Here is a 19,133-nt window from a genome sequence, read left to right on the forward strand (position 1 = left end):
TAGCCCACCTATTATTCCTTTATGGAATAACAAAAATATTATTGATTATTTTCTAATCTAATAACGCCATCATATAGTCATACCCCAGGCGAATTTGCAGCAAGACGCATACGCTGCTTTAGGGCAGGATATCGCAGTCGCTCAAATCCCGAATTCGCCAACTTTCCTGAAGCGTCTTCCATAAGAAACCATAGGGGCTTGTCATGAATTTTTCCGTACTACGTCGAAATCTGCTGGTGGGTTCGCTGGGCCTGGCGCTGGGCGTCGGCCTGCTGGGACAAGCGGTTGCCGGTGAGCAACTGCAAAAAATCAAGGACGCTGGCGTGATCAACGTCGGTCTGGAAGGCACTTACCCGCCGTTCAGTTTCGTCGACGCCGACGGCAAATTGACCGGCTTCGAAGTCGAGTTCTCCGAAGCCCTGGCCAAAGAGCTGGGCGTCAAGGTCAAACTGCAACCGACCAAATGGGACGGCATCCTCGCGGCGCTGGAATCCAAGCGTCTGGACGCCGTGATCAACCAGGTGACCATCTCCGAAGAGCGCAAGAAGAAGTATGACTTCTCCGAGCCTTACACCGTTTCCGGGATTCAGGCGCTGACCCTGACCAAGAACAAGGACACCATCAAGACCGCCGCCGACCTGGCCGGCAAGAAAGTCGGCGTAGGCCTGGGCACCAACTACGAAGCGTGGGTGAAAGAGAATGTGCCCAAGGCTGACGTCCGTACCTACGAAGATGACCCGACCAAGTTCCAGGACCTGCGTGTCGGCCGTATCGACGCCATCCTGATCGACCGCCTCGCCGCGCTGGAATACGCCAAGAAAGCCAAGGACACTTCTGCCGCCGGCGAAGCCTTCTCGCGCCAGGAAGCCGGCATTGCCCTGCGCAAAGGCGAGCCTGAGCTGTTGGCCGCCGTGAACAAAGCCATCGACAAGCTGCGCGCCGACGGTACGCTGAAAAAGCTTTCGGAAAAATACTTCAGCGCTGACGTCACTCAATAATGGAAGAAGCTTTTCAACTCGCACTGGACTCCCTGCCCTTCCTGCTCAAGGGGGCCTACTACACGGTCATCTTGAGCCTGGGCGGGATGTTCTTCGGCCTGGTGATGGGCTTCGGCCTGGCACTGATGCGCCTGTCGCGCTTCAAACTGGTGAGCTGGCTCGCCCGCATCTACGTGTCGTTCTTTCGCGGCACGCCGTTGCTGGTGCAACTGTTCGTGATCTATTACGGCTTGCCGCAATTGGGCATGGAACTCGATCCGCTGCCGGCGGCCATGATCGGCTTCTCGCTGAACATGGCCGCCTACGCCTGTGAAATCCTGCGCGCCGCGATCAGTTCCATCGAGCGCGGCCAGTGGGAAGCGGCTGCCAGTATCGGCATGACCCGTGCGCAGACCCTGCGCCGGGCCATCCTGCCGCAGGCGATGCGCACCGCATTGCCGCCGCTGGGCAACAGCTTCATTTCACTGGTCAAGGACACCGCCCTGGCAGCCACCATTCAGGTGCCGGAGCTGTTCCGTCAGGCGCAGCTGATTACCGCCCGTACCTTCGAAGTGTTCACCATGTATCTGGCCGCCGCGCTGATCTACTGGATTCTGGCCACGGTGCTGTCGCACCTGCAGAACCAGCTGGAAGCCCGGGTCAATCGGCACGACCAGGAGTCCTGACCCCATGATTGTCGTGGAAAAACTGACAAAGCAGTTCAAGGGTCAAGTCGTGCTCAACGGCATCGATCTGCAAGTGAAGGAAGGTGAGGTCGTGGCGATCATCGGGCCGAGCGGCTCGGGCAAGACCACGTTCCTGCGTTGCCTGAACTTCCTGGAAGAACCCACCAGCGGCCGGATCAAGGTCGGCGACATCGAGATCGATACCAGCCGCCCGTTGAACCAGCAGCAGAGCCTGGTGCGCCGCTTGCGCCAGCACGTGGGCTTCGTGTTCCAGAACTTCAACCTGTTCCCCCATCGCACCGCCCTGGAAAACGTCATCGAAGGCCCGATCATCGTCAAGAAGGTCCCGCACGCCGACGCCGTTGCCCTGGGTAAAAAGCTGTTGGCCAGGGTCGGCCTGGCGGGCAAGGAAGACGCTTATCCGCGCCGCCTTTCGGGCGGTCAGCAACAACGCGTGGCCATTGCCCGTGCGCTGGCGATGGAACCTGAAGTGATCCTGTTCGACGAACCAACCTCGGCGCTCGACCCGGAGCTGGTAGGCGAAGTGCTCTCGACCATTCGCAGCCTGGCCGAGGAAAAACGCACCATGGTCATCGTCACCCACGAAATGGGCTTCGCCCGCGACGTGGCCAATCGCGTGGTGTTTTTCGACAAGGGCGTGATCGTCGAACAAGGCGAAGCAAAGGCGCTGTTTGCCCACCCTAAAGAAGAACGCACGAAACAATTTCTCAGCAAGTTTCTGAACAACTCACACAACTAAAAACCCTCGCAACAATCGCCAACTTCCAAGGAAGGAAGTTGCACCCCTCAATCAGCACCTCATTCACACACAAATAAACTGCACAAACAATAGACCGCTTTTTGTCAGCGCGCGGGGTACATATATATATCCCGAAACAGACTCAATACGTCTGTAGCCCAAGAACGACCATGCCACCAACCACCTCATTCCCTTGGCCCGAAGCCGCGTGACCTCTGGCCTTCATAGTCAATTTCGACGCACCAATAGCGTTTATTAACTGCACTGCGTAGGAACTTTCTGAATAACAGATGATTTTGTATTTAACCAACTAACTCTATTGACACTTATTCAAGCGAACTCGTATCTAGTCTCCCACCGGCGTCACTCATCACGCTCACTCATTATTTCAACTCAAAAGTAATGAACAGTTTTGCTGTTCGAAATTCACTTTCCCGTTTTTTAAGAAATGGACTTCGCTGCAAGACTTCAAGGAGACTTAAATGGCAACTACCTCGAACACAACCGAGCTGGCGGCACCGACCCTGGCGCAATCCCACAAGACCGGCATCAACATCACCTCGGCCGCGCATCTGCTGATCCAGGTGCCGCCCTACACCGCAATGGACGAAGGCGACCTGATCGAACTGTTCTGGAATCACTGCTACGTCACTTCCCGGGTGCTGACATCCGCCGATATCGGCCACCCCGTTCAGCTGCGCGTGCCCGAGAGCTTCATCGCCAATGGCAGTTCGGGCATCCACTACCGGGTCATGCAGGTGGGCCGAAGTCCGGTCATGTCGGCCACCCGCCACGTGCAGATCAAACTCGACTGCCCCGGTGGCCAGCCCTGCGCCTTGTATGGCGACGAAATACAGAGCCTGGCACCGGTGAGCATTCCCGAGACGATTCGCCGTCAGGGGGTCAATCCGAGCCAGGTCAAACGGGGTGTGCCGCTCACCATCGAGCCGTACATGAACATGGCGGTCGACGACGAAATCACCCTGCGCTGGGGCGATGTACGCATGGACCTGCCCCGGCTGAAAGCCAGCGACGTGGGTCAACCGATCCAGGTCTGGGTGCCGCCGGCGATCATCCTCGAAGCCGGCGAAGACCTGCGCCTGGAAGTGACGTACTGCATCCTCGACCGCGTGGGCAACAGCTCGCGCTGGGCGCCAGCGCGAACGCTGAAGATTGGTTGCGCCAACCCTTACCTCAAAGTCCCGAAGAAAGCCCCCCTCAAAGCCGCCGAACACCGCAGGCGATGAGAAATTTGCTCCTTGCGCGGCGCTTTTCTGTAGAAGCAAGGCTTGCCCGCGATAGCGATCTGGCGGGCGCTATCGCGGGCAAGCCTTGCGCCTGGAAAAAGCCAAATTCAGCCTTGTACTGTTGCCCCAGAAACAACTGTTGCCCCATGAACAGTGCGTGATGACACACTTCTATATATATTCCTAAAAGTTAGTTCAAAACTTATTTATAAACGCTTAGGGTATATACACCGGACCACCGGACATTCTTGTTTTCGTTCGCCGCACACCGCGGCGTTTCCATGAGATGCGAGGTAGGTATGGTCCGGAACACAATCACCCCAGTGCAGATCGCCAGGGCATTGCGTGCAGCCAAGGAGTGGCGCTGATGTCCAGTCTGGCAGATGCAATTGTCCAGAGTGATCTGGACGTCGCCCCCCGTTTGTTGCCCGCGCAGGTGTTGCACAACGACGCACAAGCCATCGAGGCCGCCCACGCGTTGGCGCAAGTCGCCCGCCTGCAGGCCGCCAAACGCGACCAGCAGCGCAAGCTGCCATGGTCGGAAATCGAACAGTTCACCCGCAGCGGCCTGGGCAGCATTGCCATCCCGCGCGATTACGGTGGCCCGCAGGTTTCGTTCGTCACAATAGCCGAGGTGTTCGCGATCATTTCCGCGGCAGACCCGGCCCTCGGACAGATTCCGCAGAACCAGTTCGGCATCCTCAACCTGGTGCTCGGCAGCGCCACCGAAGCGCAGAAAAAACAGATCTTCAAAAGCGTGCTCAATGGCTCGCGCATCGGCAATGCCGGCCCTGAACGCGGCAGCAAAAACACCCTTGAACTCAAGGCGCGCATCACCGCCGACGGCGATGGTTATGTCCTAAACGGGCAGAAGTTTTACTCCACGGGCGCGCTGTTCGCACATTGGGTCGCGGTCAAGGCGCTCAATGACGACGGCAAGCAAGTACTGGCCTTCGTGCCTCGCGGCACACCGGGCTTGCGTATCGTCGACGACTGGTCCGGTTTCGGCCAGCGCACCACCGCCAGCGGCACCATTTTGCTCAACAACGTGCGGGTCGATGCCGAGCAGGTGGTAGACAACTGGAAGATCAATGAAAAGCCCAATACCCAGGGCGCCGTCTCGCAGCTGATTCAAGCCGCCATCGACGCCGGTATCGCCCGTGGCGCCATCGACGACGCCATCGAGTTCGTGAAAACCCGTGCCCGGCCATGGATCGACGCCCAGGTCGAACGGGCCAGCGATGACCTGTACGTGATCGCCGACATCGGCAAACTGAAAATCGAACTGCACGCCGCCGAAGCCCTGTTGCGCAAGGCCGGGCAGGTGCTCGATCAGGTCAGCGCCGCGCCGCTCACCGCCGAGTCCGCCGCCCGCGCCTCGATCGCCGTGGCCGAAGCCAAAGTGCTGACCACCGAAATTTCGCTGCAGGCCAGCGAAAAGCTGTTCGAGCTGGCCGGCAGCCGCGCCACCCTCGCCGAGTTCAACCTCGACCGCCACTGGCGCAACGCCCGGGTGCACACCCTGCACGACCCGGTGCGCTGGAAATACCACGCCGTTGGCAGCTACCACCTGAACGGCACCTTGCCCGCTCGCCATTCCTGGATTTAACGACCAGACATCTGGAGAAACACATGACCCTTTCTCAACACGTCGCGGTCATCACCAGCGATGAGCAAGCCCTGATTGTCGCCAGTGACCTGGCCGAAGATTTCAAACGCGACAGCGCCCTGCGTGACCGTGAACGCCGTTTGCCACACCCGGAACTGGAAGTGTTTTCCCGCTCGGGCCTGTGGGGCATCAGCGTGCCGAAAGAGTATGGCGGCGCCGGGGTTTCCAACGTCACCCTGGCCAAAGTCATCGCCCTGATCGCCCAAGCGGACAGCTCGCTGGGGCAGATCCCGCAGAACCATTTCTACGCCCTCGAAGTGCTGCGCGTGAACGGCAGCCCCGAGCAGAAAAAACGCCTGTACGCCGAAGTGCTGGCCGGCCAGCGCTTCGGCAATGCCCTCGCCGAACTGGGCACCAAAACCGCCCACGACCGCGTCACCCGCCTGACCCCTGATTTACAGGGAGAGCGCGACGGCTATCGCATCAATGGCCGCAAGTTCTACGCCACCGGGGCCATCTACGCCCAACGCATTCCGACGTCCGTTGTGGATGAAAACGGCGTGCAACAACTGGCGTTCGTCCCGCGCAACAGCAAAGGCCTGACCGTGATCGACGACTGGAGCGGCTTCGGCCAGCGCACCACCGGCAGCGGCTCGGTGGTGTTCGAAGACGTGTTTGTCGCCGCCGAAGACGTGATCCCGTTCCAGAGCGCTTTCGAGCGCCCGACACCGGTCGGCCCACTGGCGCAGATTCTCCACGCCGCCATCGACACTGGCATCGCCCGCGCGGCCTATGAAGATGCGCTGCACTTCGTGCGCACCAAAACCCGGCCGTGGATCGACGCCACCCACGAAAAAGCCACCGATGACCCGCTGACGATCAAAAGCTTCGGCCACTTGAGCATTCGCCTGCACGCCGCCGAAGCCCTGCTGGAACGTGCCGGTGAATTTCTCGACCAAGCCCAGGCCAACACCCACGCCGAGACCGTGGCCGCCGCGTCGATTGCCGTCGCCGAAGCCCGCGCCCTCAGCACCGAAATTTCCCTGGCCGCCGGCAGCACCCTGTTCGAACTGGCCGGCAGCCAGGCAACCCTGGCCGAACACGGCCTGGATCGCCACTGGCGCAACGCGCGCGTGCACACCCTGCACGACCCGGTGCGCTGGAAGTACCACGCCGTCGGCAACTACTACCTCAACGATGAAAACCCGCCGCTACGGGGGACCATCTGATGGCCAAGAAAAAGATCCTGCTCAACGCGTTCAACATGAATTGCATCGGGCACATCAACCACGGTTTGTGGACCCATCCGCGGGACACCTCGACCCAATACAAAACCATCGAATACTGGACCGAACTGGCGCAGTTGCTGGAACGCGGGCTCTTCGACGGCTTGTTCATCGCCGACATCGTCGGCGTCTACGACGTCTACCAGCAGTCAGTGGACGTCACGCTGAAAGAGTCGATCCAGTTGCCGGTCAACGACCCGTTGCTGCTGGTCTCGGCCATGGCCGCCGTGACCAGAAACCTCGGCTTCGGCCTCACCGCCAACCTCACCTACGAACCGCCGTACCTGTTCGCCCGACGCATGTCGACACTGGATCACCTGAGCCGTGGCCGGGTGGGCTGGAACATCGTCACCGGCTACCTCGACAGCGCCGCCAAGGCCATGGGCCTGAGCGAACAGGTCGAACATGACCGCCGCTACGACCAGGCCGACGAATACCTGGAGGTGCTCTACAAACTCTGGGAAGGCAGTTGGGAAAACGGCGCAGTGCTCAACGATCCGCAACAACGCATCTACGCGCAGCCCGAGAAAGTGCACAAGGTCGAGCACAAGGGCGAATTCTATCAGGTCGAGGGTTACCACCTCTGCGAGCCGTCGCCGCAACGCACGCCGGTACTGTTCCAGGCCGGCAGTTCCGATCGCGGTTTGCTGTTCGCCGGGCGCCATGCCGAGTGCGTGTTCATCAGCGGCCAGAACAAACCGTCGACCAAAGTGCAGGTGGACAAAGTCCGCGCCAGCGCCGTCGAAGCCGGGCGCAACCCTGAGGACATCAAGGTGTTCATGGGGCTGAACGTGATTGTCGGCGAAACCGAAGAACTGGCCTGGAAGAAGCACGCCGAGTACCTGAGCTACGCCAGCGCCGAAGCGGGCGTGGCGCATTTTTCCGCGTCCACCGGGATCGATTTTTCCGAGTACGCCATCGACGAACCGATCCAGTACGTGAAAAGCAACGCGATCCAGTCGGCCACCAAAAACCTGCAAAACAACGACTGGACCCGACGCAAATTACTCGAACAACACGCCCTCGGCGGCCGCTACATCACCGTGGTCGGTTCACCGCAGCAAGTGGCCGATGAGCTGGAATCGTGGATCGCCGAAACGGGGCTGGACGGCTTCAACCTGACGCGGATCGTCACGCCGGAAAGCTACGTGGACTTCATCGATCTGGTGATCCCCGAGCTGCAACGCCGAGGCTCGTACAAGACCGCCTACGACAACGGCAGCCTGCGCGAAAAGCTGTTTCACGGTGAGGCGCATTTGCCTGAGCAGCACACCGGGTCTTCGTACCGGCATTAAAAGCATCGCTAGCAGGCTAGCTCCCACAGTTGCCATGCATTCCCCTGTGGGAGCCAGCCTGCTGGCGATGAGGCCCGACCAAACACCCCAAATTCATGCACTGACTGGAAAAACCATCATGACCAAGAACCACCTCTCTAACCCAGTCAAAGCACTGGCCCTGGCCCTCGGCCTGTTCAGCTCCGCGGTATTCGCCGCCGACGCACCGCTGAAAATCGGCACCACCGCCGCCTTCGCCATTCCCCTGGAAGCCGCCGTGGAAGAAGCCGGCAAACAAGGCCTGAAAGTCGAGCTGGTGGAATTCACCGACTGGATCGCCCCCAACGTCAGCCTCGCCGCCGGCGACATCGACGTGAACTACTTCCAGCACATCCCGTTCCTGGAAAACGCCAAGGCCGCCTCCGGTTTTGACCTGGTGCCTTTCGCGCCGGGGATCATCAACAACGTCGGCCTGTACTCGAAAAAATACAAAAGCTTCGATGAGCTGCCCGAAGGCGCCAGCGTGGCCATCGCCAACGACCCGATCAACAGCGGTCGTGGCTTGCAGCTGCTGGCCAAGGCCGGTTTGATCACCCTCAAGCCGGGCGTCGGCTACAAGGCCACCGAAGAAGACATCATCGCCAACCCGAAGAAAATCAAGATCCTGCAAGTCGAAGCCGTGCAACTGGTGCGCGCCTATGACGACGCCGATCTGGTCCAGGGCTACCCGGCCTACATTCGCCTGGCGAAGACCTTTGATGCCGGCTCTGCCCTGCTGTTCGACGGCCTCGATCACAAGGAATACGTCATCCAGTTCGTGATCCAGCCGAAAAGCAAAACCGATCCGCGCCTGATCAAGTTCGTCGACATTTACCAGCACTCGCCGGCCGTGCGCGCCGCCCTGGATAAAGCTCACGGCAAGCTCTACCAAGCCGGTTGGGAGAGCTGAGCATGACGGCAGCGACCCAACGGCGACTGCAGATTCCAGAGCCCCGCCCTCTACACGAACAGGCACAACAGACCGAGCTGCACCCGGAGCTCAATCGTGCCCACGTGCGCTTTGTCGGCCTGGGCAAAACCTATGAAGGCAAGCAAGGCCCGGTGGCCGCCCTGCAAGGCATCGACCTGGCGATCCAGCGCGGTGAAGTGTTCGGCATCATCGGCCGCAGCGGCGCCGGCAAGTCGTCGCTGATCCGCACCATCAACCGCCTCGAACAACCGACGTCGGGGCGCGTGTTGATCGATCAAGTGGACATCGGCGAGTTCGATGAAGGCCGCCTGGTGGCCCTGCGTCGGCGCATCGGCATGATCTTCCAGCACTTCAACCTGATGTCGGCCAAGACTGTTTGGCAGAACGTCGAGCTGCCGTTGAAAGTTGCCGGGGTGCCCAAGGAACAACGCGATCAAAAGGTCCGCGAACTCCTGGAACTGGTCGGCCTGCAAGCCAAACACAAGGCGTACCCGGCGCAACTGTCCGGCGGCCAGAAACAGCGCGTCGGCATCGCCCGCGCCCTGGTGCACGACCCGGCCATTCTGCTCTGCGACGAGGCCACCTCGGCGCTCGACCCGGAGACCACCCAATCGATCCTCGGCCTGCTGCGCGAGATCAATCAGCGCCTGGGCCTGACCATCATTTTGATCACCCACGAAATGGCGGTGATCCGCGAGATTTGTGATCGCGTGGTCGTGCTCGAACACGGGCGCATCGTTGAGCAGGGCCCGGTGTGGGAAGTGTTCGGCAACCCGCAGCACGAGGTCAGCAAGACCTTGCTCGCGCCGTTGCAACATGCGCTGCCCACAGAACTGCAAAGCCGTTTGCAGGCGCAACCGCAGAGCTCGGATGACGCGGTCGTTCTGCGTCTGCAATTCACCGGCACGGCCCAGGACGAACCCGACATCGCCGCCCTGTTCGCTGCCCTCGGCGGTCGTGTGCGCTTGTTGCAGGGTGGCGTGGAACGGATTCAGGGCCATGCCCTCGGCCAACTGCTGCTGGCCGTGACCGGCTCGGCCTTCGGCGCCGAAGCATTGCGCCAGCGTGCGAGCCAATGGGCGCAACAGGTTGAGGTATTGGGTTATGTGGTTTGATCGATTGCTGCAAGGCTTCATCGACACGTTCCTGATGGTCGGCGTGTCGTCCTTGATCGCCCTGCTGGCGGGCATTCCGCTGGCGGTGATCCTGGTCACCAGCTCCAAGGGCGGCATCTACGAGGCGCCGGCCATCAACCGTGCGCTGGGCGCGTTCGTGAACCTGTTCCGCTCGATTCCGTTTTTGATTTTGATGGTCGCGTTGATCCCGTTCACCCGCTTGATCGTCGGCACCACCTACGGCGTGTGGGCGGCCGTGGTGCCGTTGACCATTGCCGCGACGCCGTTCTTCGCGCGCATCGCCGAAGTCAGCCTGCGCGAGGTCGATCACGGCTTGATCGAAGCGGCGCAAGCCATGGGCTGCCGGCGCGGGCACATCGTTTGGCACGTGCTGTTGCCCGAGGCACTGCCGGGCATCGTCGGGGGCTTCACCATTACGCTGGTGACCATGATCAACTCCTCGGCCATGGCCGGCGCGATTGGCGCGGGCGGCTTGGGGGACATCGCCTATCGATACGGGTATCAGCGCTTCGACAGCCAGATCATGCTGACGGTGATTGTGTTGCTGGTGGCTTTGGTGGCGGTGATTCAGCTGGGCGGGGATCGCTTGGCGCGCGGTCTCAACAAACGCTGAAGGAGCCCGGCTGGCGCTCGGCCTCAACACACACTAAAGGGGCCCTTTGTAGGAGCGAGCCTGCTCGCGATGAGCGCAAGAGCGCCGCGTTCATCCAGGCAGCCCTCGTTATCGTTTACGTCCATCGCGAGCAGGCTCGCTCCTACAAAAATGAGATTTTTCCTACAGGAATAACAGGCCTCCTACAGCCCTGTTCCCTTTCCTTTGCAGGACATTTCCTAGATTATTCCGCTCGCTTGCGCCTGCCAATTTGGGTGACTAGTCTCGGCCCGTCACTGCTCATCAGTGACCGGGTTTAGTAGCCCGGAACAATAGGCGCATTGCGATTCCATGCTCATGTTCGGCACTTGTTGCCGCATGCAGAATATGGTGGCTGTGCGCGGGGCATCTTCGGATGCACGGTTTTCCTATTGACCGGCCTACTAACCTGCGTACAGCCGCCACCCAATCGTTTAGTAGGCGAGAAGTGACGGTTCCCATGAAGCAATAGGAGCAACACTCATGGACAGATCTGTTCCCGATCCACCTCCCGAAACACCCTCCAACGAAGCCATCACCGATGACCTGCTCAGAGACCGCTCGGCGCTCTATCGCGCCATCGATTTCTACCTCACCGGCGATCAACCCTCACCGCCCGACGAACTGCGTTTCTACAACGTCAGCAAAGACGTGAGCTTCGAAGACACCCAGCTCTACGTCGCCGATCTGCTGCGCTGCGCCTCTGTGACCGCCTATCAGTGCGGCGACCACCTCAAGGGCGCCGACCGGGCCATGGTGTTCTCGGTCTGGCATTTGCTGGAGATCGCCAAGGCGATGGTCGATCGATCGATTGAGTGTTTGGGGATGAAACACGGTTGAGCCATTAAAACCGCCATCGCGAGCAGGCTCCCACAGGGAAACGCAATCCAAATGTGGGAGCGAGCCTGCTCGCGATGGGCTGCGCAGCAGCCCCCTACCTGATGGCGTATATTCGACCCATTCCAATTACCTATGCAGCCCACCATGAAACAGACCCCCGACGACCTCCAGCAAATCACCGCCACCACCCTGGGCCATTACAACTCGGTGGCCGAAGGTTTTCGTGAAGGCACCCGTGATCACGATGTCAGCCAGAACATCGACGCGTTGATGCGGCATATCCAGGGCGAGGCACCGTTCGACATTCTGGACTTTGGCTGTGGGCCGGGCCGTGATTTGCAGACGTTCACCCGCATGGGGCACAAGGCGGTCGGCCTCGACGGTTCAGAAAAGTTTGCGCAGATGGCGCGCGAGGACAGCGGTTGCGAGGTCTGGCAGCAGGACTTTTTAAAACTCGATCTGCCGGCCGAACGCTTCGACGGGATCTTCGCCAACGCCGTGCTGTTTCACATCCCGCGCCAGGAATTGCCACGGGTGTTAAAGCAATTGCGCGAAACGCTGAAACCCGGCGGCGTGCTGTTCAGCTCCAACCCCCGTGGCGAGAACCAGGAAGGCTGGAACGGCCCTCGCTATGGCGCCTATCACGACCTTCAGGCGTGGCAGCAATTGCTGACCGAAGCAGGGTTCGTGGAGCTGGAGCATTACTACCGGCCGGCAGGGCTGCCACGGGAGCAACAGCCCTGGTTGGCGAGTGTCTGGCGTAAGCCTGAGTAGTCAGTGCCGACGCCATCGCCAGCAGGCTGGCTCCCACATGGGTTCTGCTAACGACCCAATACCCTGTGGGAGCCAGCCTGCTGGCGATGAGCGCGTAGCGCTCGCCTTATTGCAGCAACTGGCCGCCGGCAATCACCACTTTTTCGCCACCCTCCAGGCCGGCGCTGATGATGACTTTGCCGCCGACGCGGAACGATAACTCGGTCTGCACCCGCGCCTGCACATCGCCGGTCAGGGTGACGCTGGCGGCGTAATGCGCCGGCTTGACCTCCTGTACGAACACCCGTGGCCGCTCTTTCTCCACCGGTGTTTTGTCGCTACAGGCACTTAGCAAGGCCAACAGGCTCAAGCCCAGCGCCATTTCATTCCGGGACCAGCCATGCAGACTCCTTTGCGTTTCACGGGCGCAATTCGTCTGTCAGCTTAGAACAGCGTTACAAAGCTGCGCCCGGGAAAGTCAAAAAAAGTCTGGGCCTTAGCGTTCTCCCTGCGAGTCGCGGGGCTACGCGGAAGGACGGCGGCGGATATTGTTGATCGTTGTTGTTACGTCAGAGTGACGACGAACCAGTCCTTCTCGGGCAATCCGAGCTTGTCTGTCGATTTGTTCATTCAAGAAATTAATAGTTCGGTTCCGATCCGGATAATAGAACGTTGTCGGATTGGCAGAATCACCGGTCAGGGGAGGAGCGTTTGCCCCCGCAAAAGGGTCTGGAGATCGAAGCGGCGCAGAGGCTAAAGCTCTCGTATTGGGGACCTCTACCCGCCCCTTGTTATCGACAAATTTCTTCAACATGGGAACGGTGCGGGAATCTTTCGCAGCCCAGCCTGATCCCAACCTTGCGGCAACCGTCAGCCCGGCCAGGCCCAACGCAATGTACCCCAGGGTTTTTGCAGCCTCAGAATCCCCGGTGATGCCCGCGACCGCACTGCCCACCGCGGTCACCGCCGACACCATCGTCATGATCCCGGCTACGGTCGAGCCGACAGCACCCAGTGTTGGCATGAATGGCAACTGCCCTACCGCACCCCATTGCACGGCATCTTTTGCCAGTTTGTAGGGGACGGCAGGGGACATGACAATGCGCGCGTTAACCACGCTGAACAGGCTGGTGACAAGCCTGGCAATCTGCCCTGTCGGATCAGTGAAATTCACCGGATCCCCCAGGCAATACGCATAAGGATTCAACCCACCCCGACCAAACGGGCTCAAGTTGTCCGGGCTGTTGAAGCGCATCAACACCGGGTTGAACGCGCGGTGCCCATTACCCAGCAAATAATGCCCGGTGACCGGGTCGACCGCTTCGCCGGTAAACCCCAGAAGGCTGCCTGGACCACTGTCTACCCGACGAGGGCCGTAGGGTGCATAAGCCTGGCGCACAGGCCCGTCCGGCCCTGCCACCTGCAACACAGAACGCTGCTGATCAATGGCCAGCAGATCGCTGCTGAAGGCATCACCCTGGCGCGATTGCAGCGCCAGCAGTTGTTTGTCGTACTGGAAAACATGCTGACTGGACGCACCCTGAAGTACGGTAGCCAGCTGTCCTCGGCAGTAAAATCGTTGTAGCGCGTGGGCCTCGGCAGGTTCGATCCCGACCAGCAGATCCAGCGCGTCATACCGATACCCGCTTTTTTTAAACGTGTTCATGATTTGAACCTCGTAAAGACATCAGTGTGCCCTAACGAGACAGCTCAAAAATACCTATCAGAACTGATAGTCGTGCATGGCCAACAGGCGCATTGAGGGAGTTTGCCGAGGTAACGGAAGACGTCTATTTTCCCTTTCACCGTAGGAAGGATCTTTTTTTCAAATTGCCCCTCCAAGGACGGACCACTATTGGCCAGACTCCCCGGCCCACTACTCACAAGGAAGAGAAAATGGCAGACGCAAAAGTGCTCAAGCCGATGAATCCCCAGGACATCGTGAAATTATTGGTGGCGTTGCGCAGGGCTTTGAAGGCCAGAGCAGCCTGAGGGATCCTGGGCTCGTTCCCACATGAAATGTGCGCAGGCAAAAAACGCCGACGCTGTATCAGCCGTCGGCGTTTTCAAACCTAGAAGGGGTTTACTGCGTCGATCAGAACGCCGGCAGTACCGCGCCGTTGTACTTCTTCTCGATGAACGCTTTCACTTCAGGGCTGGTCAGGGCTTTGGCCAGTTTCTGGATGGCCACGCTGTCCTTGTTGTCCGGACGAGCCACCAGGAAGTTCACGTAAGGCGAATCGGAGCCTTCGATCACCAGTGCGTCTTTAGCCGGGTTCAGGCCCGCTTCCAGCGCGTAGTTGGTGTTGATCATGTCCAGGTCGACCTGATCCAGCACGCGCGGCAGCATCGCCGACTCAAGCTCCTTGAACTTGAAGTTGTGCGGGTTCTTGGCGATGTCTTTCGGGGTCGCCAGGGCGTTTTTCGGGTCTTTCAACTCGATCAGACCTGCCTTCTGCAGCAGGATCAGGGCGCGGCCGCTGTTGCTGCCTTCGTTCGGGATGGCAATGGTGGCGCCGTCCTTCAGCTCAGCCAGGGTTTTGACTTTCTTCGAGTAGCCACCGAAGGGTTCGACGTGAACGCCGATCACGGTTACCAGGTGCGTCCCTTTACCTTCGTTGAAGCTCTTCAGGTACGGCAGGGTCTGGAAGTAGTTGGCGTCCAGACGCTTCTGGTCGACCTGCACGTTCGGCTGAACGTAGTCGGTGAAGACTTTGATTTCCAGGTCCACGCCTTCTTTGGCGAGGGTGGGCTTGATCAGTTCCAGAATCTCGGCGTGTGGAACCGGGGTCGCCGCGACCACCAGTTTCTCACCCGCCTGGGCCAGGCCAGCAGTCAGGGCAGCCGCCAATGCGGTGAACAACAGAACCTTTTTCATGCAGTGTCCTTATCGACAATCACAGTCGCTTGTGGCGACGGCTAGATAGTTAAGTGCCAGCGAAGTGCTATCGCTGGCGTGAAGCGGACAATACCGATATTTTTTATTCCAGAACAATATCTTTTATTCACTTTGATATTCCATTTTGTTCATACAGCTCTAGCCCGCACCTTCCCTTGTAGGAGCGAGCCGGCTCGCGATGGTCGTCAACGATAATGTTGGGCACCTGACACCCCCGCGGCGCTCTCAGGTTCATCGCGAGCAGGCTCGCTCCTACAGGAGGCCGGCTTGCTTAAGTATTTGTTTCAGAGCGTCTTTTTCGGTGGCCGAACCCTCGGCGAGAATCTGCTTGAGTTGCAGCTCGATCTGCTGCAACGACGCCGGCACCTCCGGCAAATTCAGATGCTCGGGCAAAATTTCGTCGCCGGTACTCACCAGCAGCGCAAAGTGGATGACGTTTTCCAGCTCTCGGGTATTGCCGGGCCAGGAATGGCGTTCCAGCACCGCTTGCGCGGCCTCGCTGATCAGCGGCACGGGCAGCTCCAGGCGTTGGCTGTAGATGCCGAGGAAGTATTCGGCCAGCGACAGAATATCGCCCACCCGCTCGCGCAAGGCCGGCAGTTCGAGCTGGCCTTCGCTGAGGTAGTGATAGAGCCGTTCATGGAATTTGCCGGCGGCGACCGCCTGGGCCAAATCGATGCTGGTGGCGGCCACCAGGCGCACGTCCACCGGGCTCGGCTGGTGAGCACCGACACGGGTCACTTCGTGGTTTTCCAGGGCAGCGAGCAATTTGATCTGAATCGGCAGCGGCAGATCGCCAATTTCGTCCAGGTACAGGGTGCCGCCATTGGCCGAGCCGAACCAGCCGGCGCGACTGCTGGCCGAGCCGCTGTAACTGCCTGCGGCGTAGCCGAACAATTCGGCGTCAGCGTAGGTCGGGCTGATGGCGCCGCAGTTGACCGAAACAAACAATCCGCCGCGATCGCTGGCGCGATGGATGTGCCGCGCCAGCAATTCCTTGCCGCTGCCGGTTTCGCCTCGGATCAGCACCGAGATCGAACGCGGCGCCAGTTGTTCGAGATCCTGGCGCAATTGCCGGGAACGCGGATCGACGAACACCAACGCTTTGGCGCGGATGCTCAGGGGACTTTTTTCAGCATCGGGAAAGGTCAGCAGCGGCTGACCGAAGGTTTCAAAGCTCATGGCAGACTCCCGCCCAAAACCGCCGGGAGACGGGGGCGCTATTTAAAAAAGAAAAAGATAAAGGCTCAGGCGCGACGCAGGGCGTGATGTTCCATGCGGTTTTGCAGACGGTAGAGATAGGCAAACCCCTGCTCCCACCGCTGGTGACCCGACTTCACATTGATGTGCCCGGCACCCGCCAAAATCCCCGCTTCAGCGCCCCAGTTGCGCGCCAGCTCCAGCGCCCGAGGCGCACTGACGGCGGCGTCGTTGTCGGAGCTGACGACCTGGCTGGGAAACGGCAGAAGATCGCCAGGAATCGGCGCGAAATTACGCAGGGCCGGCGCGCAAGCGGGGCGCTCGACATCCGCCGGCGCGACCAGCAAGGCGCCGCGAACCTGCCGCAGAAACTGCACGGGCGCGGTCGCTGCCCAATGCGCGACGGTGATGCAACCCAGGCTGTGGGCGATCAGGATCACCGGGGTGCTGTCGGCGGCAATTGCCTCGGCCAGCGCCGCGACCCAGTCTTCACGACGCGGCGTCAGCCAGTCGGCCTGCTCCACCCGTGCGCTATTCGGCAGGCTGTTCTGCCAGTGGCTTTGCCAATGATCTTCTGGCGATCCTTGCCAGCCCGGCACAATCAGATAGCGAATGGATTCGTTGCGCATGGGGGAGCTCTCCTGCTGCGTGTCTGTTCCTGATCGAGTATAGGGACGGGATTTATATTCGTTAAGGAATAAGAAGCTATTTATTAAGACCTATATCGAATATGAAAGCGCTCCCACAGGGACTTGTGTGTTTTTGCGGAATAAAAAAGGGGCCGCACCCTGCCAAGGAGACGGCCCCGGAAAATCGTGAATCTGTCAGCGCGCGGTGATCACCGACAACTTGGTGATGCCTGCCCGCTCAATGGACGCCATGGCCCGCGCCACCTCGCCGTAATTGACCCCGTCATCGGCCTGCAACTGCACCCGCACTTCCGGGTCCTTGGCCTTGGCTGCCTGAAGCTGGAACTCCAGCAAATCCGGCTGGATTTCATCCTTGTTGATAAACAGCTTGCCGGCACCGTCGATGCTCACCACCAGCGGGTCCTTCTGCTCCACCGGCGCCACGGCTTCGGTCTTGGGCAGGTTGATCGGAATCGCGTTGGTCAGCAGCGGCGCGGTGACGATGAACACCACCAGCAGCACCAGCATCACGTCCACCAGCGGTGTCACGTTGATCTCGCTCAGCACCTCATCACTGTCTTGCGTGGAGAAGGCCATATCAGGAGGCCTCCTTCACTTTTTGCGAGTTACCCCGGGCAGCCACTTTGTGCGCCGTCGGGTGAATCAGTACGCGGAACGCACTCTTCTGCGCCAGGCTGTAGAAGTCATGGGCAAAGTCGTCCAGGTCCGCCGCCGTCAACTTCAGACGCCGCAAAAAGTAGTTGTAAACCAGCACTGCCGGCACCGCGACCGCGATCCCCACACCAGTGGCGACCAGCGCCGCACCAATGGGTCCGGCCACCGTCTCCAGGCTTGCCGAACCCGCCGCGCTGATGCCTTTCAACGCTTCCATAATTCCCCACACGGTGCCGAACAACCCAATGAACGGCGACGTACTGCCAATACTCGCAACCACTGCCAGCCCGGTCTCCAGCGACCGGCGCTCACGCACGATCTGCTGACGCAAGGCCCGCTCAAGGCGATCCTGATGATTGATCGCCTGGCTCAAGTCCGTCGCCTGTGGCGCCTCGCCCACCTGAATCGCCGCGTAACCCGCCTGCGCCACCCGCGCCGCAGCGCCCGGTTGCGTCTCGGCTAACTCTGCCGCCGAGTCCAGACTCGACGCCGCCCAAAACCGATTGTGAAACCTGCGGTCCTGGGCTTTAAGCCGGCCGAACTGCACACCCTTGAGCAACGCCAGGCCCCAAGTGGCGACGGAAAAAACCACCAACAGCCAGATCACCGCGCTTTCGATGGATTCAAGTGGAGATGCCAATAACGTCATGATGGATTCCTTGTGTAAACGTTTCGCGCGAAATAGGTTTCGGTTTAATGAATCTTGAAATCGATGGGCACGCTGACCCAGCCATCCTGGGCGATATCACCCTGCTTGGCCGGCACGAAACTCCAACGTTTCACGGCGCTCAGGGCTGCCTCATCGAGGGCCTCGCGGCCGCTGCTTTTCTGAACCTGGATCTCGCCGGGCTTGCCGTTGGCCAGTACATGCACCCGCAGCAACACCGTGCCTTCCCAACCGCGACGCTGGGCCAGCGACGGGTATTCCGGCGCCGGATTTTTCAGGTACGCGGCATTGGCCGAGGCTGGCGTCACAGGTGCGGGCACCGGTGGTGCAGGTGGCGCGGGCGCCGCGACCGGAGCCGCTGGCTTTGGCGGTGCCGGCGGTTGTTCAACCGCTTTGGGCGCCGGTTTCGGGATCGGTTTTGCCACTGGCTTGGGTTTTGGAATCGGTTTGGGTGGCGCCGGTTTGGCCGCCAGTTCATCCACCACTGGCGGTGGCGGCTCGACCACTGGTGGCGGTGGCGGGACGGGTGGCGGCGGTTCGACCACGGGCGGCGCCGGACGCGAAAACTCGATGGTCATTGGCGGGATCTCCGGCGGGACGATCGGCAACACTTTGGCTGGCTGCTGATTGACCCAGTAGATCAGCGCACCGTGTACCAGCAATGCCAGCACACCGAGCAGGATCGCCTCGCGCCGGCTCAGAATGCCCTTGGGCGCACGTTGCAAACGCAACTGGCCCAAGGGCACGCGATGCCCCCGTCCGAGGTCGACCAACTCGCCACCTGGCGCCTGGTGCCAAAGCACCTCGTGTGCGCTGGCGACGGTCTGGACATTGCCCATTGATTGACTCCCTGTGGTCTCTTTGCGAATAACCCGATACGCCGAGCCAAGCTCC

The 19,133-nt window shown here is 60.2% G+C and carries 19 protein-coding genes and 1 pseudogene; 12 read left to right on the forward strand and 8 right to left on the reverse strand.

The window, feature by feature from the left end:
- Nucleotides 1-203: 203 nt before the first annotated feature.
- The 12 genes from tcyJ to BLV61_RS14220 all read left to right on the forward strand — a co-directional run bounded on the left by tcyJ (nucleotide 204) and on the right by BLV61_RS14220 (nucleotide 12,190).
- Nucleotides 204-998 (forward strand): cystine ABC transporter substrate-binding protein, encoded by a 795-nt coding sequence (gene tcyJ, locus BLV61_RS14160; RefSeq protein WP_047536184.1) that lies wholly within the window; start codon nucleotides 204-206, stop codon nucleotides 996-998.
- On the forward strand, nucleotides 998-1,663 hold the full coding sequence (gene tcyL / locus BLV61_RS14165; RefSeq protein WP_047536181.1) for a cystine ABC transporter permease: 666 nt from the start codon (nucleotides 998-1,000) through the stop codon (nucleotides 1,661-1,663). Before tcyJ ends, tcyL begins: the two co-directional genes overlap by 1 nt.
- Before the next feature lie 4 nt (nucleotides 1,664-1,667).
- Nucleotides 1,668-2,423 (forward strand): L-cystine ABC transporter ATP-binding protein TcyN, encoded by a 756-nt coding sequence (gene tcyN, locus BLV61_RS14170; protein WP_047536178.1) that lies wholly within the window; start codon nucleotides 1,668-1,670, stop codon nucleotides 2,421-2,423.
- 482 nt (nucleotides 2,424-2,905) lie between these two features.
- Nucleotides 2,906-3,670, forward strand: coding sequence for a hypothetical protein (locus BLV61_RS14175; protein WP_090465870.1), 765 nt, complete (start codon nucleotides 2,906-2,908; stop codon nucleotides 3,668-3,670).
- A gap of 367 nt (nucleotides 3,671-4,037) precedes the next feature.
- Nucleotides 4,038-5,279, forward strand: a complete 1,242-nt coding sequence (locus BLV61_RS14180) for an SfnB family sulfur acquisition oxidoreductase (RefSeq protein ID WP_090465875.1) — start codon at nucleotides 4,038-4,040, stop codon at nucleotides 5,277-5,279.
- A 23-nt stretch (nucleotides 5,280-5,302) separates the two neighbouring features.
- The gene (locus BLV61_RS14185) at nucleotides 5,303-6,508 is read left to right on the forward strand and encodes an SfnB family sulfur acquisition oxidoreductase (RefSeq protein WP_090465878.1); all 1,206 of its coding nucleotides are present in this window, start codon (nucleotides 5,303-5,305) and stop codon (nucleotides 6,506-6,508) included.
- A complete protein-coding gene (locus BLV61_RS14190) occupies nucleotides 6,508-7,860 on the forward strand; it encodes an LLM class flavin-dependent oxidoreductase (protein ID WP_090465881.1) in 1,353 nt (450 codons plus the stop codon). The genes BLV61_RS14185 and BLV61_RS14190 overlap by 1 nt, the downstream gene beginning before the upstream one ends.
- A 118-nt stretch (nucleotides 7,861-7,978) precedes the next feature.
- The gene (locus tag BLV61_RS14195; RefSeq protein ID WP_047536168.1) at nucleotides 7,979-8,788 is read left to right on the forward strand and encodes a MetQ/NlpA family ABC transporter substrate-binding protein; all 810 of its coding nucleotides are present in this window, start codon (nucleotides 7,979-7,981) and stop codon (nucleotides 8,786-8,788) included.
- A gap of 2 nt (nucleotides 8,789-8,790) precedes the next feature.
- Nucleotides 8,791-9,924 carry a methionine ABC transporter ATP-binding protein gene (locus BLV61_RS14200; protein ID WP_090465884.1) on the forward strand — a complete coding sequence of 378 codons (1,134 nt, stop codon included), beginning with the start codon at nucleotides 8,791-8,793 and terminating at the stop codon, nucleotides 9,922-9,924.
- Complete coding sequence (locus tag BLV61_RS14205) at nucleotides 9,914-10,558, forward strand: methionine ABC transporter permease (protein ID WP_090465887.1); 645 nt, start codon at nucleotides 9,914-9,916, stop codon at nucleotides 10,556-10,558. The genes BLV61_RS14200 and BLV61_RS14205 overlap by 11 nt, the downstream gene beginning before the upstream one ends.
- A 501-nt stretch (nucleotides 10,559-11,059) precedes the next feature.
- Nucleotides 11,060-11,416 (forward strand): DUF6124 family protein, encoded by a 357-nt coding sequence (locus tag BLV61_RS14215; protein WP_047536160.1) that lies wholly within the window; start codon nucleotides 11,060-11,062, stop codon nucleotides 11,414-11,416.
- Nucleotides 11,417-11,560: 144 nt separating this feature from the next.
- On the forward strand, nucleotides 11,561-12,190 hold the full coding sequence (locus BLV61_RS14220; protein ID WP_090469903.1) for a class I SAM-dependent methyltransferase: 630 nt from the start codon (nucleotides 11,561-11,563) through the stop codon (nucleotides 12,188-12,190).
- Nucleotides 12,191-12,359: 169 nt separating this feature from the next.
- On the opposite strand, the pseudogene BLV61_RS14225 reads toward BLV61_RS14220, so the two are convergent.
- From BLV61_RS14225 to BLV61_RS14265, 8 genes and pseudogenes are all read right to left on the reverse strand, one after another.
- Nucleotides 12,360-12,571: pseudogene (locus tag BLV61_RS14225) on the reverse strand (efflux RND transporter periplasmic adaptor subunit); the annotation flags it as partial.
- 121 nt (nucleotides 12,572-12,692) lie between these two features.
- Complete coding sequence (locus BLV61_RS14230; protein ID WP_090465889.1) at nucleotides 12,693-13,835, reverse strand: RHS repeat-associated core domain-containing protein; 1,143 nt, start codon at nucleotides 13,833-13,835, stop codon at nucleotides 12,693-12,695.
- Between the two features lie 429 nt (nucleotides 13,836-14,264).
- Nucleotides 14,265-15,047 (reverse strand): MetQ/NlpA family ABC transporter substrate-binding protein, encoded by a 783-nt coding sequence (locus BLV61_RS14240; protein ID WP_090465895.1) that lies wholly within the window; start codon nucleotides 15,045-15,047, stop codon nucleotides 14,265-14,267.
- A gap of 273 nt (nucleotides 15,048-15,320) precedes the next feature.
- Entirely contained in the window at nucleotides 15,321-16,250 is a 930-nt protein-coding gene (locus tag BLV61_RS14245) for a sigma 54-interacting transcriptional regulator (protein ID WP_047536148.1), read from the reverse strand.
- A 65-nt stretch (nucleotides 16,251-16,315) separates the two neighbouring features.
- Complete coding sequence (locus tag BLV61_RS14250) at nucleotides 16,316-16,897, reverse strand: alpha/beta hydrolase (RefSeq protein WP_047536146.1); 582 nt, start codon at nucleotides 16,895-16,897, stop codon at nucleotides 16,316-16,318.
- Between the two features lie 195 nt (nucleotides 16,898-17,092).
- A complete protein-coding gene (locus BLV61_RS14255) occupies nucleotides 17,093-17,494 on the reverse strand; it encodes an ExbD/TolR family protein (RefSeq protein ID WP_047536143.1) in 402 nt (133 codons plus the stop codon).
- A 1-nt stretch (nucleotide 17,495) separates the two neighbouring features.
- The gene (locus tag BLV61_RS14260) at nucleotides 17,496-18,221 is read right to left on the reverse strand and encodes a MotA/TolQ/ExbB proton channel family protein (RefSeq protein ID WP_090465898.1); all 726 of its coding nucleotides are present in this window, start codon (nucleotides 18,219-18,221) and stop codon (nucleotides 17,496-17,498) included.
- Nucleotides 18,222-18,265: 44 nt separating this feature from the next.
- Nucleotides 18,266-19,078, reverse strand: a complete 813-nt coding sequence (locus BLV61_RS14265; protein ID WP_090465901.1) for an energy transducer TonB — start codon at nucleotides 19,076-19,078, stop codon at nucleotides 18,266-18,268.
- Nucleotides 19,079-19,133 lie beyond the last annotated feature (55 nt).

It is taken from the genome of Pseudomonas mohnii, assembly GCF_900105115.1.
Classification (GTDB): Bacteria; Pseudomonadota; Gammaproteobacteria; order Pseudomonadales; family Pseudomonadaceae; genus Aquipseudomonas; species Aquipseudomonas mohnii.

Excerpts from the sequence above, each read along its gene's own strand:
- BLV61_RS14255 (WP_047536143.1), bottom strand. The coding sequence starts at position 17,494 with ATGGCCTTCTCCACGCAAGACAGTGATGAGGTGCTGAGCGAGATCAAC.
- BLV61_RS14180 (WP_090465875.1), top strand. The coding sequence starts at position 4,038 with ATGTCCAGTCTGGCAGATGCAATTGTCCAGAGTGATCTGGACGTCGCC.
- BLV61_RS14220 (WP_090469903.1), top strand. The coding sequence starts at position 11,561 with ATGAAACAGACCCCCGACGACCTCCAGCAAATCACCGCCACCACCCTG.
- BLV61_RS14260 (WP_090465898.1), bottom strand. The coding sequence starts at position 18,221 with ATGACGTTATTGGCATCTCCACTTGAATCCATCGAAAGCGCGGTGATC.
- BLV61_RS14185 (WP_090465878.1), top strand. The coding sequence starts at position 5,303 with ATGACCCTTTCTCAACACGTCGCGGTCATCACCAGCGATGAGCAAGCC.
- BLV61_RS14230 (WP_090465889.1), bottom strand. The coding sequence starts at position 13,835 with ATGAACACGTTTAAAAAAAGCGGGTATCGGTATGACGCGCTGGATCTG.
- BLV61_RS14245 (WP_047536148.1), bottom strand. The coding sequence starts at position 16,250 with ATGAGCTTTGAAACCTTCGGTCAGCCGCTGCTGACCTTTCCCGATGCT.
- BLV61_RS14195 (WP_047536168.1), top strand. The coding sequence starts at position 7,979 with ATGACCAAGAACCACCTCTCTAACCCAGTCAAAGCACTGGCCCTGGCC.
- BLV61_RS14240 (WP_090465895.1), bottom strand. The coding sequence starts at position 15,047 with ATGAAAAAGGTTCTGTTGTTCACCGCATTGGCGGCTGCCCTGACTGCT.
- BLV61_RS14265 (WP_090465901.1), bottom strand. The coding sequence starts at position 19,078 with ATGGGCAATGTCCAGACCGTCGCCAGCGCACACGAGGTGCTTTGGCAC.
- BLV61_RS14250 (WP_047536146.1), bottom strand. The coding sequence starts at position 16,897 with ATGCGCAACGAATCCATTCGCTATCTGATTGTGCCGGGCTGGCAAGGA.
- BLV61_RS14205 (WP_090465887.1), top strand. The coding sequence starts at position 9,914 with ATGTGGTTTGATCGATTGCTGCAAGGCTTCATCGACACGTTCCTGATG.
- BLV61_RS14175 (WP_090465870.1), top strand. The coding sequence starts at position 2,906 with ATGGCAACTACCTCGAACACAACCGAGCTGGCGGCACCGACCCTGGCG.
- tcyJ (WP_047536184.1), top strand. The coding sequence starts at position 204 with ATGAATTTTTCCGTACTACGTCGAAATCTGCTGGTGGGTTCGCTGGGC.
- tcyN (WP_047536178.1), top strand. The coding sequence starts at position 1,668 with ATGATTGTCGTGGAAAAACTGACAAAGCAGTTCAAGGGTCAAGTCGTG.
- tcyL (WP_047536181.1), top strand. The coding sequence starts at position 998 with ATGGAAGAAGCTTTTCAACTCGCACTGGACTCCCTGCCCTTCCTGCTC.
- BLV61_RS14215 (WP_047536160.1), top strand. The coding sequence starts at position 11,060 with ATGGACAGATCTGTTCCCGATCCACCTCCCGAAACACCCTCCAACGAA.
- BLV61_RS14190 (WP_090465881.1), top strand. The coding sequence starts at position 6,508 with ATGGCCAAGAAAAAGATCCTGCTCAACGCGTTCAACATGAATTGCATC.
- BLV61_RS14200 (WP_090465884.1), top strand. The coding sequence starts at position 8,791 with ATGACGGCAGCGACCCAACGGCGACTGCAGATTCCAGAGCCCCGCCCT.